The organism is Cupriavidus phytorum (assembly GCF_003254285.1).
Taxonomy (GTDB): Bacteria; Pseudomonadota; Gammaproteobacteria; order Burkholderiales; family Burkholderiaceae; genus Cupriavidus; species Cupriavidus phytorum.
Genome location: NZ_QKZN01000016.1, coordinates 69628 through 83943 on the forward strand (window position 1 = coordinate 69628; position 14316 = coordinate 83943).

The window sequence follows — 14316 nt, forward strand, 5'->3', positions numbered from 1 at the left end:
GATCAGCGGGACAAGGTCATGGCGGGAGGCGGAAGCAGCGTGACCTGCAGTACCACCAGCGCGCCCAGCGTGCCGCGCTGGCTGGCGCGACCGCTGGCCGCCACCGCGGCCATGGCCTCGCCCACGGCCGCGGACAGGTCCGCCGGCACCGGTACGCGGCTGCCCGCGCGCAGATGCGCGCGGAAATGCCGCGCCACCGCGGCCAGCACCCGGCGCACCGGCTTGCGCGCCGGCGGCGGCAGGTCCGGCAAAGCCTTGCGCAGCGCCAGCGCGCAATAGCCGACCTGCAACGCATGGAAGCCGTCGGTAGACAAGGGATCGCCGGCTGCGCCCAGCCGCGGCACCAGCTGGCCCAGCCGGTCGAGCATGCGCGCGCCCAGCCGCGCATCGCCATCGCTGGCGCGCAGCGTGGCGGCCTGCGCCAGGTCGTGCCAGCTGGCGCGCACCAGCCGCCGTGCCGCCGCGCGCGCGCCGAACGGGCGTGCCGCCACCGACCACAGCGGTGCGAACACCATGGCCGCGGCGCTGGCCAGGCAGGTATTGAAGAGGGCGAGGAAGTCCGCGTCGAACACCGCCTGCACGTTGGCAAACGCAGCGGTATTGACCGACAGCAGCATCGCGATCAGCTGGAACCCCGGCCGCGAAATCAGCAGGCCGATGCCGAGATAGGGCAGCGCCAGCAGCGCGGCCAGCGCTTCGAAGGTGTGCGCATGCGGCACCACCAGGAACAAGTAGCCGGACGAGATCAGCAGGCAGATCGCGCTCCAGCGCATGAAGGCGCCGGCCATGCGCCGCGGCTCGTCGACCGCGGCAAAGAAGCAGCAGGCGATCGAAGCCACCACTACCGCGCCGGCGCCGTCCTCCCAGCCCGAGAAGATCCACAGCAGCCCGGCGCAGAACACCGCCAGCCCGCTGGACACCGCGCCGAACAGCAGCATGCCGTGGTCATGGTGATGGCCGGCAGCTTCCGCAGCGGGTTCGCCGCGTGGCAGCGGCGTGCCGCTGCGGTGGTCGCCGATGCCTTGCTGCAGCGCGCGGCATTCGCCGTACAGGGCGTACAGGCGCTGCAGCTGGTCGGCCGCCGTGGCGGCAAGGCGATCATGCCAGCCGCTCGGGTCGGGTCCGGGCGGCATCCGCCAGCCTTCGGGCGCGGCGGCGGGCGCCGTGGCAGCATCCCCGGCGAGCCATGCAGCCGTCGCCGCCAGCGCCTCGCGCAGCTCGGCAGGGATGCCGCCCGCATGGCAGCGCAGCGCCTGCAGCACGCTATCCAGCGACGACAGCAGCGGCATCAGCATGGTCATGCGCCGGCGCAGCGCGCGCGCGTGGCGCAGCGTGTGGCTGCCTTCGGTGTCGTAGGCGAGCTGGCTGATCAGCTGGTCCAGTTGCAGGATGTCGGCGGCCAGCCGGTGGCGGCTGTGTTCGGCGCGCGGGCTGCCGGCAAGGATGTCCGAAGCCCACGCCGCGGCGTCGGCCAGCCACGCATCGGCACGCGCGCGCAGCGCCGGCGCGACCTTGGCCGGAAACACCACCGAGCCCACCAGCCCGGCGCAGACGATGCCGATCACGATCTCCTCGATCCGCGCCACGGCGATGTCGAAGATCTGCGCCGGCTGGCTGACCGCCGGCAAGGCGACGATCGGCAGCGTGTAGGCCGCCAGCAGGCACACGTAGCTGCGCGGCGTGCGCTGCAGCAGCGACAGGTACACCAGCACGCTGATCCACAGCGCGATCGCGCCCATCAGCACGATCGGCATGTTGACCAGTTGCGGCACCGTCGCCACCGCTGCGGTGGCGCCCAGCACCGTGCCGGCAACGCGATACGCCGCCTTGGACCGGGTCGCGCCGGTGAGCGGATGCGAGACGAAGTACACCGTCGCCATGGCCCAGTACGGCCGTGCCAGTCCCAGCGCGAGCGCGATGTAGAGCGCGAGCATCGCGGCGGCGAATGCCTTCAGCGAGAACAGCCACTGTCGTGCATTCGGCCAGCTAGCCATTGAGCGGGGTCTTGAAGGGAAGGTTGGGGGCGCTTGCCGCCACCTGCCGCTCCGCGCTTCATTGAGGGCGCGCTTTGGGCAGGGGCGACATGTTGGGAGCGAAGTGTAGCCCCACTGTAGCCGCACATTCTGCATTCCATTCATGATTTAATATTGGCTTTTCCATTCGCGTTATTCATGGAGCGGCACGCCCGCATTCCACGCCAACATGCCCATCGATATCCGCGCGCTGCGCTATTTCGTCGAGACCGCGCGGCTGCGCAGCTTTACCCAGGCCGCCTCGTCGCTGTTCGTGACCCAGTCGACCATCAGCAAGATGGTCCGCCAGCTCGAGGACGAGGTCGGCCAGCCGCTGCTGATCCGCGAAGGCAAGAGCGTGCGCCTGACCGACGTCGGCCGCGTGGTCTACGAGCGCGGCCAGGAGGCGCTGGGCGTGGTGCACCGGCTGACGCTGGAAGTCGCCGACCTGTCCTCGCTGGGGCGGGGGCAGCTGACGGTCGGCATCCCGCCGATGGTCAACCTGTTCTTCTCCCCGGCGGTCAGCGCGTTCCGGCAGCGCTATCCCAACCTGTCACTGACGCTGGACGAGCACGGCGGGCAGGTGGTGGAACAACTGGTGGCCAACGGCGAGCTGGAGGTGGGCGCGACCGTGCTGCCGGGCGACAGCGGCCTGGCGCTGGAAACGCGCCAGTTCGGGCGCTATCCGATCTGGGCGGTGGGGCCGCGCAAGGCGGCCTGGGCGCGCGGACGCACCGTGTCGCTGGCGGCGCTGCGCGACGAGCCGCTGGTGATGCTGACCGAGGATTTCTCGCTGACGCGCAAGCTTCGGCAGGCCTTCCTGGAAGCCCGCATCGAGCCGCGCGTGGTGGCGCGCAGCGGCCACTGGGACTTCCTGGCGTCGATGGCCGCGGCGGGGCTGGGCACCACCTTCCTGCCGCAGCCGCTGGCCGAGCGCCTGCAGGCGCAGGACACGCTGGCCATGGCGCGCCTGACCGAACCCGCGGTGGACTGGACCATGGCCCATATCTGGTCACCGGGGCGCTACCTGTCGCACGCGGCGCGAGCGTGGCTGGCGGTGTGCGAAGAGGTGCTGGGGAATGGGCGGGGCTGAGGGGCAGGGGCTGAGGGGCGCGCGGGCTGAGCTCGTCGCCTCACTTGCCGCGGCACTGCTCGGGCGGGATGTCGAGCAGCACCAGCGGCTTCTGTCCGGCCGCATAGTGGTAGCGCAGCCGGATCCCCAGCTTGCCCAGCACCGGCACATCCGGGTTGCGGCAGATGCCGCGCTCCAGGATCGGCTTGGCCGTGGCCATGAAATCCCGGGTGTCGTCGCGGCTGGCATCGATGCCAGAGACTTTCAGGTGAAAGTCGACGATCTTGCCGGGCCGCGCCACGCAGCCGTCGAAGCGCGTGGTGTCGTCGAGGTCGACCGGGCCCGCGCGCATCAGCTCCTGGCAGGCCAGGCGCAGTTGCCGGTCGGCGTCGCCGGTGGTCAGGCGCGTGACGCCGTGCATGCCGGTCGGCTTGCCGCGCACGGTGCCCAGCAGCAGCGTGGCAAGCTCAGACAGCGGCGGCGCGGCCACGGTCGCGGCTTGCGTGGCGGCTGGTGTGGCGGAAACAGCAAGCGTCGCAGCCAGCAACGACAGGGGGACGGCGGTGCGGCGCCAGCGGCGGGGAGCGGGATCGGGAACGGCGTGGACGGCGGCGGGGTCAGGGGGCATGACGCAGACAGAACGGGGGCGGCGGTTGCGCTGCTACTTTAGCCCTGTGTCCTTGCGGCCGTTGTCAGGCTTTGTCCTACGCTGCAACAGTACGCTTGCCGGCCCCGCGCGCTCAGAGCTCCAGCACCAGCCGGCCGCCGCCGCAGGCGCGCGAGCAGCACGCCATCATGCGGTGGTTGGCGTCGCGCTCGGCGCGCGTCAGCACCACGTCGCGGTGGTCGACCTGGCCGGCCAGCACGCGCACTTCGCATGAGCCGCACAGGCCTTCCTCGCAGTCGCTCTGCACGTCGATATTGGCGCCGCGCAGCGCGCCCAGCAGGGTCTGCCCCGCCGGCACTTCCAGCACCAGGCCGGAGTCCTTCAGCTCCACGGTAAAGGGCTGCTCTTTCGACGCATCCAGGGTTCCCAGCCTCGAGACGAAATGCTCCACGCGCAACGCGTCGGCCGGCCATGCCGCGCAGCATTCGGCCAGCGCATCTAGCAGGCGCTGCGGCCCGCAGGCATAGATCTGCGTGTCCGCGTCAGGCTGCCCCAGCAGCTTGCCGAAGTCGGCGCGCCGGCCTTCGTCGCTGGCGTGGACCTGCAGCCGCGTGCCGTGCAGCGCCTGCAGTTCATCGAGCATGGCCATGGCCTGGCGCGAGCGCCCGCAGTAATGGAAGGTGTAGTCGATGCCGAGCGCGCGCGCGCGCCGCGCCATCGCGCTCACCGGCGTGATGCCGATACCGCCGGCGATGAAGATCGCCCGCCCGCATTGCTCATCGAAGCGAAAATGGTTGCGCGGGCCGCGGATGCGCAGCCGGTCGCCGGCCCTGACGCTGTCGTGGACCCATGCGGAGCCGCCGCGGCTGGCGGGATCGCGCAGCACCGCGATCTCGAGCGCCGCCGCATCGTCCGGATCGCCGCACAGCGAATACTGGCGCGACAGCCCGGTGTCGCCGCATTCCACGTCGATATGCGAGCCGGGCGCCCAGCGCGGCAGCGGCTTGCCGTCGGGTGCCACCAGCCGCAGCCGCAGCACTCCGTCGGCGGCGGGCGTGGCGCGCTCGACCACCACCGTGCGGGCGATGGTGTGCGCCGACGGCTCGCCGATGCGCACCGGCTGGCGCACCGCCAGCAGCGCCGGGTCGCGGCGCTCGGGATTCTGCGCGGGATCCCATTCCACCAGCAGGTGCTCCGGGCCGCGGAACGAGGTGTTGGGCACATAGGTGAAGGTCTGCTCGGCCAGGCGCATATGCGGCAGCCGGCGCGTCAGCTCTTCCAGGAACACCTGCATCTCCATGCGCGCCAGGTTCTTGCCCATGCACTGGTGCGAGCCGTAGCCGAAGGTCAGCTGCTCGCTGGCGTTGTCACGGCGGATGTCGAACAGGTCGGCATCGGCGAAATGGCGCTCGTCATGGTTGGCCGACGAGGTCACGATCAGCAGCTTGCTGCCCGCCGGCAGGCGGATGCCGCCCACCTCGGTGTCGCGCGTGACCAGCCGGCGCCACGCTGCCACCGAGCCGTTGTGGCGCAGGCATTCCTCGACTGCGTTGGGGATCAGCGCGGGATCTTCGCAGAGCTCGCGCCAGGCGTCGGGATGCTGCAGCAACAGCTTGATGGCATTGGCCGAGGCGTTGGCGGTGGTCTCGTGCGCGGCGACGATGCCGGCCATCATCATCGAATGCAGGTAGGAGTCGGTCACCACCTCCGGCAGCTCCTTCTGCTTGCGCAGCCCGTACTGCATCCAGCCGGGGCCGGACGGATCCTCGCGCATCTTGTCGAGGATGCGCCCGGCCAGCTGCCAGAAGTTGCCGACGGCGTGCGCCACCGCGACCTGTTCCTCCGGCTTCGGCCGGCCCCAGGTGTTGACGGTATGGGCGATGGAGTACTGGCGCAGCAGGTCCATGTCCTCTTCGGGCACGCCGAGAAAATGCAGCGCCACCGTCAGCGGCACCTCCCACAGCATCTGGTCGACCAGGTCGGCGCGGCCATCGTCGATAAAGCGGTCGACATACTCGCGCGTCAGGCGCCGCACCAGCGGCTCGTGGTGCGCCAGTTCGGCGGGCGTGAACGGCGCCATCAGCGCGCGCCGGCGCGGCATGTGGGCAGGCTCGTCCTCGTTGACCAGGGTGCGGTTCATGGCGTAGCCGTAGCTGGCCAGCACGGCGTTGGCCTCGTCGCCGGTGGGGGTGATCTTCTCCAGCGCGATCGACGGGCTGAAGGTCAGGTTGTCGCGGAAGATGGCCTTGATGTCGTCGTAGCGCGTGACCACCCAGTAGCCCAGCTGCGGGCTGTAGAACACCGGCTCCTGCTCGCGCGACCAGCGCACGTATGCGGGCGGGTCCTGCTGGTAGCCGTCGCCGAAGGGGTCGAACTGCGCCGCGTTGTGGCTGACCGGGCAGCCGTTGGGCGCGGCGAGGGTGCTGTGGTCGATCGGGCAGCCGCGCGCGGCGCCGGCGGAGGGGAGGGTCATGCTGCGTACTCCTGGCAGGCATCGATGCCTGGCAAAAAAGCGCTGCCGTCCGGGCGCGCCGGACGGCCCGCGGTGTTGCGGCCGGACTCAGTTGTCCAGCGTGATCTTCAGGTCGCGGATCAGCTTGGTCCAGCGCCCGGATTCGCTGCGCAGCAGCTCGCTGAACTGCGCCGGCGTGTTGCCCACCGGCTCGACGCCAAAGTCGACCAGCCGCTTGTTGACCGCCGGCTCGCGGATGGCCGCGACCACGTCCTTGTTGAGCGTGTTGATCACCTCCGGCGGCGTGCCGGCCGGCACCACCATGCCCACCAGCGCGGCGGCTTCGACGCGCGCATAGCCCAGCTCGGCAAAGGTCGGCACGTCGGGCAACTGCGGCAGGCGGGTGGCATTGGCCACGGCCAGCGGGCGCACCTTGCCGCCCTTGATAAAGCCAGCGCCGGCGGCGTAGTCGACCATCATCGCGGCGACCTGGCCGGCGGCCACGTCCGACAGCGCCGGCGCCGCGCCGCGGTACGGGGCGTGCGTCATCGGCAGGCCGGCTTCCACCTTCAGCAGCTCCATCGCCAGGTGGTGCGGGCTGCCGGCGCCGGCGGAGCCGTAGTTGATGCCGCCCTGCGTGGACTTTGCCTGCGCGATGAAGTCCTTGGCTGTTTTGGCCGGGCTGCCGGCGCCCACCACCAGGATCATCGGGAAGCGGCCCAGCAGCGTCACCGGGGCCAGGTCTTTCGCGGGATGGTAGGACAGCGACTTGTACAGCACGGGATTGAACACCAGCGTGCCGTTGTCGGCCGACAGCACGGTATAGCCGTCGGCAGCGGCGCGTGCGGTCTCGGCGGCGCCGATGGCGGTATTGCCGCCGGGCTTGTTGTCCACCACCACCGGTTGCCCGACCTTCGCCGACAGCCCCTGGCCGATGGTGCGCGCGAGGAAATCGGAGCCGCCGCCGGCGGCGTACGGGACGATCCAGCGGATCGGCTTGGCGGGATAGGGCTCGGCGGCGTGGGCCGCGCTTGCGGCCAGCATCGGCAAGGTCAGCGCGCCGATGGCGAGGCGCACGGCAACGGCAAGGCGGGGGCGGGGCATGGTTGTTGTCTCCTGATGGATGGTCCGGGTCGTTGCCCGGTGTTTCTGTTTTGCGTAAATCATATACGCATTGCGTAACGATTGAATGCGGGTTAACCTTGAACCGGCTTCCCGTCACGGTATGGCATCGTCCGCTGTCGCCGTGAACCCCCGCACCCATCGCGTAGCTCCGTCCCGCCATGCCCCGATCCAAAGCCCCTGAACCCGTCATCGAAACCGCCGCGACCCGCACGCGCGAACGACGCCAGCGCGTGCAGTCGGCCGTTACCGGCATGGCCGTGTTGAAGGGCCTGGCGCGGCTGGGCGGGCGGGCCAGCCTGACCGCGCTGGCCGCGCAGATCGACGAAAGCCCGGCCAAGGTCCACCGCTACCTGGTCAGCCTGGTGGAAGAAGACCTGGTGGCGCAGGAGCCGGGCACGCAGCAGTACCACCTGGGCTTCGAGGCGCTGCAGATCGGCATGGCGGCGATGCGCCAGGCCGACCCGATCCGGCTGGCCGAGGCGTCGCTGGTGCGCCTGCGCGAGACCCTCGAGGTAACCTGCTTCGTCGCGGTGATGGGCAACAAGGGCCCGACCATCATGCGCTTCGAGGAACCGGGCCTGCCGGTGACGGTGAACGTGCGCGCGGGCTCGGTGATGCCGCTGCTGTGGTCCGCGACCGGGCGCGTGTTCCTGGGGCTACTCGATGAAAAGGGTGTGCTGGCGCAGGCGAGGGAAGAACTGGCGGCGGCCAGCCCGGCGCGGCTGGCGCAGCTCGATGCCGGCGACCCCATCGGCGCGTTGCGCCGCGCGGTGCAGGCCGATGACTGCGCCTGGGTGCGCGACACCAACCTGACCGGCATCAGCGCGGTAGCCGCGCCGGTGCGCGACTACACTGGGCGCGTGTGCGCGGTGCTGACCGCGCTCGGCGCCACCGGCGGCTTCGACCCCGCCATCGACGGGCCCATCGGCAGCGCCGTGCGGCGCGAGGCGCGCGCGGTCAGCGCGGCGCTGGGGTTCAACCCGCAGGGCTGAGCGGTCAGGCGGTCGCGTGCTCTCGTGCGGCACCCGGCCGGCGCGGCATGGTCGCATCGCGAGCCGGCCGCAGCGACGGATAACCCGCCGCAAACACCAGCCGCCCGGCCGACCACGTGTGCGTGACCAACGGCTGGCCCGCCACCTCGGAAACCGCGATCACGTCGGCGCGCAGTCCCGGCGCCAGGCGGCCGCGGTCGTCGAGCTGGCAGGCATCGGCGGGGTGGGCGGTGACCAGTGCCAGCGCCTGGTTCAGCGGCAGCCCGGCCTGGCGTCCGGCGGCATACGCTGAGGCAATCAGCGTGGAGGGCTGGTAGTCCGAGCACAGGATGGTGCCGGCGCCGGCCCGGATCGCGTCGATGGCGCGCATCGATCCGCTCTGGCTCTTGCCGCGCAGCACGTTGGGCGCGCCCAGGATGGTGGGCAGCGCTCGCTCGCAGGCGGCCTGCGCGGTCTCCAGGTTGATCGGGAACTCGCTCATGCGCACGCCCAGCGCGTGCATGGCGGCGATGCGCTGCGGCGAATCGTCGTCGTGGCTGGCGGTGGGAATGCCGAGCGCGTGCGCCGCGGCCACCAGCCGGTCGACGCGCTCGTGCGCGCCCTCCATCGCCGCGGCCTTCTGGCGCGCGGCATCGGTGGCGGCGTCGCGGCTCATGCCGTGGTTGCCCATCATGTAGGCCAGGTAGGCGTCCATGGTCTTGAACTGGCCCTGGCCGGGCGAGTGGTCCATCACCGAGAGCAGGTCGACCACGCCTTCGGCCATGAGCGCCTCCAGCACCGGCACGGCGCTGGCGTCGGCGACCTCGTAGCGGCAGTGGACGCGGTTGTCGACCAGGCTGTGCTGCCGGTAGGCGGCGATCGTGCGCACCACCGTGGCTGCGGTGTCGACGTTGCGCACGCCGAACTGGTTGCCGGCGAAAGACAGCGCGTGATAGGGCGTGGTGATGCCGGCCGCGGCGTTGCGGCGGTCGACCTGCGCCACGGCGAAATCCAGCGGGAACAGCACGCTGGCGCGCGGTTCCACTTCTTTCTCGATGGCGTCGCAATGCACGTCCACCAGGCCGGGCATCACGGTGTGGCCATGCAGTTCGACCACGGTGGCATGCGCGGGCACGGCCGCGGGTGCCGGCTCGATCGCCGCGATGCGGCCATCCTCGAGCAGCAGCGCGCTGTCGTGCAGCACGCGGTCCGGCAGCACCAGGGTGGCGTGGGTCAGGTAGGTCGCAGGCATGTCTGGCTCCGTTCGGGGCGGTTCGGTTCAGGCGAGGGCGGCAGGGGTAGCGGTAGCGGATTGCAGCGGCAGCAGGCGCGTGGCCACGGCATCGCGCACGGCTTCGTCGTGGAAGATGCCGATCAGCGCGCGGCCGTCGGCCAGCGCTTCGCGGATCAGCGCGACCACCACGGCGCGGTTGTCGGGGTCGAGCGAGGCGGTGGGCTCGTCCAGCAGCAGGATCGGATGGCCGCCGACCAGGCCGCGCGCGATATTGACGCGCTGCTGCTCGCCGCCCGAGAAGGTGGCGGGCGGCAGGTCCCACAGCCGGCGCGGCAGGTTCAGCCGCGCCAGCAGCTCGGCCGCGCGGGCGCGCGCCTCGTCCTCGTCGGCGCCGCGCTGCCGCAGCGGATCGGCCACCACGTCGAGCGCGCCCACGCGCGGGATCGCGCGCAGGAACTGGCTGACATAGCCGATCACGTCGCGGCGCAGCTGCAGCACGCGCTGCTCGCTGGCGCGGCCCAGCTCGACCCACGGCGCGCTGTCGGCGCTGGTGTCGCGCAACCGGATGCTGCCCTCGGTGGCCAGGTAGTTGCCATACAGGCAGCGCAACAGCGTGCTCTTGCCGGTGCCGGACGGCCCCGACAGGACCAGGCATTCGCCGCGCGCGGCATCGAAATCGATCGCGCGCAACACCGGCAGGCGGATGCCGCCCTGGTTGTGCAACGTAAACATCTTGCCGAGGCCGCGCACCTCGACCAGCTTCTGTGGTTGTTCTGCGTGCATCGTGCTCAGCCCTGCAGGATGGAAGAAACCAGCAACTGCGTGTACGGATGCTGGGGATCGTCGAGGATCTGGTCGGTCAGGCCCTGCTCGACCACGCGCCCGCCCTGCATCACCAGGGTGCGGTGCGCCAGCAGCCTGGCCACGGCCAGGTCGTGCGTGACCAGCACCGCGGCCAGGTCCAGGTCGGCCACCAGGCGGCGCAGCAGGTCCAGCAGCCGCGCCTGCACCGACACATCGAGCGACGCGGTGGGCTCGTCCATGAACACCAGGCGCGGATGCGTGACCAGGTTGCGCGCGATCTGCAGCCTCTGCTGCATGCCGCCGGAAAAGGTGCCGGGCACATCGTCCAGCCGCGCCAGGTCGATCTCCATCTTTTCCAGCCAGCTGCCGGCGACTTCGCGCAGGTTGCCGTAGTGGCGCTCGCCCACGGCCATCAGCCGCTCGGCGATATTGGCGCCGGCGCTGACCTGCATGCGCAGGCCGTCGCGCGCGTGCTGGCGCACGAAGCCCCAGTCGGTGCGTGCCAGCAGCCGCAGGCGCGCGCTCGACAAGGTGGCCAGGTCGGTCAGGCCGGATTCGCGCATGGCGTAGCTGACCGTGCCTCGCTGCGCAGGTGCCTGCATCGACAGCGCCTGCAGCAGCGTGCTCTTGCCGGAACCCGATTCGCCCACCACGCACAGCACTTCGCCCGGATACAGGTCGAAGCTGACGTCATGGCAGCCGTGCAGGCCGTCCCAGGTGCGCGTCAGGTTACGCACCGACAGCAGCGGAGCGGCGCTCATTGCGCACCTCCGGCAGCGGTGTTGACGGCTTGCGCGGCCTGGCGGCCGGCGCAGTACTCGGTATCCGAGCACACGAACCGGCGCGTGCCGGCGTCGTCGGTGATGATCTCGTCCAGGTAGCTGTCGGTGGCGCCGCACTGCGCACAGCAGTTGGACCACGACTCCACCGTGAAGGGGTGGTCGGCAAAGTCCAGGCTCTTGACGGCGGTGTAGGGCGGCACCGCATAGACGCGCTTTTCGCGGCCCGCGCCGAACAGCATCAGTGCGGGGCTGCGGTCCAGCTTGGGGTTGTCGAACTTCGGGATCGGCGACGGCCGCATCATGTAGCGCTGGTTGACGATCACGGGGTAGTCGTAGGTGGTGGCGATATGGCCATGGCGGGCGATGTCCTCGTACAGCTTGACGTGCATCGCGCCGTATTCCGCCAGCGCGTGCATGGTGCGGGTCTCGCCTTCGCTGGGCTCGAGCCAGCGCAGCGGTTCGGGGATCGGCACCTGGAACACCACGGTCTGGCCCGGGCGCAGCGGGGTTTCCGGAATCCGGTGGCGGGTCTGGATGATGCTGGCCTCGGTGGTGCGCTCGGTGGTCGGCACGCCGGTGACGCGGGCGAAGAAGCGGCGAATATTGATGGCGTTGGTGGTGTCGTCCGAGCCCTGGTCGATCACCTTGAGCACGTCGTCCTTGCCGATGATCGCGGCAGTCACCTGGATGCCGCCGGTGCCCCAGCCGTATGGCAGCGGCATCTCGCGGCTGCCGAACGGGACCTGGTAGCCCGGGATCGCCACCGCCTTGAGCAAGGCGCGGCGCAGCATGCGCTTGGTCGATTCGTCGAGATAGCCGAAGTTGTAGTGCTGGTCGCGGGCGATGCCCGCTGCCATGGTGGTGTCGGCGGCGTTCATGCCAGCGTCTCCTCTTGCGGCTGTTGCAGCGGCTGCGGCCGTGATTGCGGCTGCGATGGTGCGGTCACGACTTCGGGGCAATCCGGCGCGTCCACGCCTTCGGCGCGCAGCCGGCGCAACAGCTCCAGGTTGGCCTGGAAGTCCACGTAGTGCGGCAGCTTCAGGTGCTGGACGAAGCCCGAGGCCTCGACGTTGTCGCTGTGGTACAGCATGAATTCGATATCGTTGGCCGGTGCGTCGGCGGCCTCGCCGAGCGCTTCGGCGCGCATGGCGCGGTCGGCCAGCGCCATCGACATCGCCTTGCGCTCGTTGTAGCCGAACACCAGCCCATAGCCGCGGGTAAAGCGCGGCGCCTCGTCGGCATTGCCAGCGAACTGGCTCACCATCTGGCATTCGGTCAATTCGATCTCGCCGATGGTGACGGCAAAGCCGAGCTCTTCGACGAACAGCTCCACCTCGGCGGTGCCGTAGCGGATCTCGGCCGCGAACGGGTGCGAATTGCCGTAGCCGCGCTGGGTCGAGTAGCCCATCGACAGCAGGAAGCCCTCGTCGGCACGCGCCAGGTTTTGCAGGCGCGCGGCGCGGCCAGCGGGGAAGGTCAGCGGCTCGCGCGTCAGGTCGGGCGGCGCGGGATCCCCGGGGGGAATCGCGTCGGCCTCGACCAGCTCGTCCGCTTCCAGCAGGCTGGTCACGCGCGGCATCGCGGCGGCGAGCGGTTCCTGATCAGCGGGCAACGGCTGCGGCGCGCGGCCGGTTTCGAGCGAGAAATCCAGCAGCCGCTGCGTGTAGTCGTAGGTGGGCCCCAGCACCTGGCCGCCCGGCACATCCTTGAAGGTCGACGAGATCCGGCGCTGCAGGCGCATCGCGCCGGTATCGAGCGGCTGCGTATAGCCGAAGCGCGCCAGCGTGGTGCGGTACGCGCGCAGCAGGAAGATCGCCTCGATCTGGTCGCCGGCGGCCTGCTTGAGCGCCAGCGCGGCCAGGTGCGGATCGTACAGCGAGCCCTCGGCCATCACGCGCGACACCGCCAACGGCATCTGCTCGCGGATCTGTGCCAGCGTCAGTTCCGGCACCGCAGTATCGCCGCGGCGATAGGCGTCGAGCATCCGGTAGGAATTGAGGATGGCGCGTTCGCCTCCCTTGACGGCTACATACATGTCAGTCCTCCACGATGGTGGTGCGCGTCAGCGCGCAGAACCGGTCGCCGCTGCATAGCAGCAGGTCCACGCCGAGCGGGAAGCCGGCGTTGTTGGCACGCCAGGCCGCGCGAAAGCCCGCGGGCAGGCCGGCGACACGCAGCGGCTGCGTGTGCTCGATGCCGGGGCCGCGCAGCGTCAGGGCGTCGCCGTCGGTCAGCGAAGGCACTTCCACCAGCAGCGTGGCTGAGCGGTCCGGGAAGGCCGGGTCGCCCTGCGCGCAGTCCGCGAGCGCCGGCATGGCATGGCCGGCCGGTACGCAGACGAAGGCCGCGGCGCCGGGCGCTTCCGTCAGCCGGCAGCCGCAGTGGAAGCGCAGGAAGGCGCGCGCCGCGGCCGGCACGGCGGCGGGCAGCCAGACCGGCGTATCGGCATCGGCCAGTGTCAGCAGCAGCGCGGCCAGCGCCGGCGACAGGCCGTCGGGCAAGCCGCTGCGGGCCGGCAGCGTTTGCAGCTGGCCCGGATGGGCAAACGCCTGCAGCGCGGCGCGGAACACCTGCTGGGCGTCGTCGACCGGATCGTCGAAGCCGGGCAGCAGCGCGGCGGCCGGCGTGGACAGCATCGGTTGATGGGTGTGCATCTCAGTCTTCTCCGCGGACCATGGTGAAGAACTCGACGCGCGTCTGCGCGGCCGTGGCCGCGGCGTGCGCGGCGCGGCTGGCGTGTGCGTCGGCCAGCGGTGCAAGCACCAGGTCCTGCACGCGCTGGTGCCACGCCGGAAGCTGCAGCAGCGCGTCCAGCACCGCGGCCTGCTCGGCATGGCGCTCGCTGCGGCCCTGGACATAGGCGATGCCAGCGGCAGCGGCCCCGTCGACATCGGCGCCGCCATCCTCGAGCACGACCGCGCAGCGCGTCACCGTGATCTCGCCCAGGTTGAACTGGGCCCCGGTGCCGCCGGCGCGTCCCCGCACCATGGCCATGCCGGCCTCGGGCTTGCGCAGCAGCCGGTAGGCGGGCAGGGCTTGCGCTTGCGCAAGCCGTTGGTAGACGCCGTCGAGCGCATCGGTCGGCGCGGTCGCCAGGATCCGCAGCCAGGCGGCGCGGGCGGCATGGGCAGCTTGGGCGGCCGGCACATCCGGCCGCGCGGTTTCGCTTTGCATCATCACCCCTATACGTCTATACGTTTAGATGTCGTTGCTGGAACACGCAGCCACTAGACCACAGCGAAATGAAGCTTTCATGA

At 70.7% G+C, this 14316-nt stretch carries 13 protein-coding genes; 2 read left to right on the top strand and 11 right to left on the bottom strand.

Translation table 11 applies throughout. From position 1 onward, the window contains the following. Positions 1–2: 2 nt before the first annotated feature. Positions 3–1994, bottom strand: a complete 1992-nt coding sequence (locus C7416_RS26350; protein ID WP_111521607.1) for an FUSC family protein — start codon at positions 1992–1994, stop codon at positions 3–5. Positions 1995–2202: 208 nt separating this feature from the next. Here C7416_RS26350 and C7416_RS26355 point away from each other — a divergent pair, with 208 nt between their 5' ends. Beyond that, positions 2203–3105, top strand: a complete 903-nt coding sequence (locus tag C7416_RS26355; RefSeq protein ID WP_111521608.1) for a LysR family transcriptional regulator — start codon at positions 2203–2205, stop codon at positions 3103–3105. Positions 3106–3145: 40 nt separating this feature from the next. On the opposite strand, the gene C7416_RS26360 is transcribed toward C7416_RS26355, so the two are convergent. The 3 genes from C7416_RS26360 to C7416_RS26370 all read right to left on the bottom strand — a co-directional run bounded on the left by C7416_RS26360 (position 3146) and on the right by C7416_RS26370 (position 7247). After that, positions 3146–3712, bottom strand: coding sequence for a hypothetical protein (locus tag C7416_RS26360; protein ID WP_111521609.1), 567 nt, complete (start codon positions 3710–3712; stop codon positions 3146–3148). A 112-nt stretch (positions 3713–3824) separates the two neighbouring features. Then, positions 3825–6164, bottom strand: coding sequence for a cytochrome P450/oxidoreductase (locus C7416_RS26365; protein WP_111521610.1), 2340 nt, complete (start codon positions 6162–6164; stop codon positions 3825–3827). Between the two features lie 87 nt (positions 6165–6251). Beyond that, entirely contained in the window at positions 6252–7247 is a 996-nt protein-coding gene (locus tag C7416_RS26370; protein ID WP_111521611.1) for a Bug family tripartite tricarboxylate transporter substrate binding protein, read from the bottom strand. A gap of 179 nt (positions 7248–7426) precedes the next feature. Here C7416_RS26370 and C7416_RS26375 point away from each other — a divergent pair, with 179 nt between their 5' ends. Next, positions 7427–8260 carry an IclR family transcriptional regulator gene (locus C7416_RS26375; RefSeq protein ID WP_111521612.1) on the top strand — a complete coding sequence of 278 codons (834 nt, stop codon included), beginning with the start codon at positions 7427–7429 and terminating at the stop codon, positions 8258–8260. 4 nt (positions 8261–8264) lie between these two features. Here the strand turns inward: C7416_RS26375 and C7416_RS26380 are convergent, their stop codons facing one another. From C7416_RS26380 to phnG, 7 genes are read right to left on the bottom strand one after another with little or no spacing between them, the layout of a single operon-like run. After that, the gene (locus C7416_RS26380) at positions 8265–9491 is read right to left on the bottom strand and encodes an alpha-D-ribose 1-methylphosphonate 5-triphosphate diphosphatase (protein WP_111521613.1); all 1227 of its coding nucleotides are present in this window, start codon (positions 9489–9491) and stop codon (positions 8265–8267) included. 27 nt (positions 9492–9518) lie between these two features. Next, complete coding sequence (gene phnL / locus C7416_RS26385) at positions 9519–10256, bottom strand: phosphonate C-P lyase system protein PhnL (RefSeq protein WP_111521614.1); 738 nt, start codon at positions 10254–10256, stop codon at positions 9519–9521. Between the two features lie 5 nt (positions 10257–10261). Then, positions 10262–11038: a phosphonate C-P lyase system protein PhnK gene (gene phnK, locus C7416_RS26390; RefSeq protein ID WP_111521615.1), complete on the bottom strand. Its 777-nt coding sequence runs from the start codon at positions 11036–11038 to the stop codon at positions 10262–10264. Then, positions 11035–11937: an alpha-D-ribose 1-methylphosphonate 5-phosphate C-P-lyase PhnJ gene (locus C7416_RS26395; protein ID WP_111521616.1), complete on the bottom strand. Its 903-nt coding sequence runs from the start codon at positions 11935–11937 to the stop codon at positions 11035–11037. Before C7416_RS26395 ends, phnK begins: the two co-directional genes overlap by 4 nt. Continuing rightward, the gene (locus C7416_RS26400) at positions 11934–13094 is read right to left on the bottom strand and encodes a carbon-phosphorus lyase complex subunit (RefSeq protein WP_111521617.1); all 1161 of its coding nucleotides are present in this window, start codon (positions 13092–13094) and stop codon (positions 11934–11936) included. The genes C7416_RS26395 and C7416_RS26400 overlap by 4 nt, the downstream gene beginning before the upstream one ends. Position 13095: 1 nt before the next feature. Then, complete coding sequence (gene phnH, locus C7416_RS26405) at positions 13096–13713, bottom strand: phosphonate C-P lyase system protein PhnH (protein ID WP_111521618.1); 618 nt, start codon at positions 13711–13713, stop codon at positions 13096–13098. 1 nt (position 13714) lies between these two features. Further along, the gene (phnG, locus tag C7416_RS26410) at positions 13715–14236 is read right to left on the bottom strand and encodes a phosphonate C-P lyase system protein PhnG (protein WP_111521619.1); all 522 of its coding nucleotides are present in this window, start codon (positions 14234–14236) and stop codon (positions 13715–13717) included. Positions 14237–14316: the final 80 nt, after the last annotated feature.